Source organism: Methylophaga sp. UBA5088 (genome assembly GCF_002414625.1).
GTDB classification, from domain to species: Bacteria; Pseudomonadota; Gammaproteobacteria; order Nitrosococcales; family Methylophagaceae; genus Methylophaga; species Methylophaga marina.
In genome coordinates this window covers 1-356 of the sequence record NZ_DIAC01000067.1, presented here as the reverse complement: position 1 = coordinate 356, position 356 = coordinate 1, and the positions used below count along the sequence as shown (strand labels likewise).

Genomic DNA, 356 nt, shown 5'->3' with positions numbered 1-356 from the left:
AGTAGCAGCCGGGCAAAAAGGACGCGTTGAAATTGTCCGGCAGACAGCATACTGATTGGTTGTCGTTCAAAGTCTTTCAAGCCGACAGTGACTAAAGCCTCCTTGGCTTTATGGGCTAAATCTGACGATATACCTCCAAAAGGACCGACTTGTTTCCATAAGCCGAGCAAGACGGTTTCATAGACCGTGATTGGAAATTGACGGTCAATATCCGCCGCCTGTGCTAAGTAACCGATGCTTCGAACCGGGATATTGTGTCGTTCAAGTGAGCCTTGAGAAGGGCTAAGTTCGCCCATAATCGTTTTTAATAACGTGGATTTGCCAGCACCATTAGGCCCAGTAATAGCTGTCAGACT

The 356-nt window shown here is 47.5% G+C and carries 1 protein-coding gene; it reads right to left on the bottom strand.

Annotated elements, in window-relative coordinates; translation table 11 throughout:
• Positions 1–356: metal ABC transporter ATP-binding protein (locus tag B4K20_RS08515; protein ID WP_289282571.1), on the bottom strand; the 356-nt coding region annotated here is incomplete at both ends.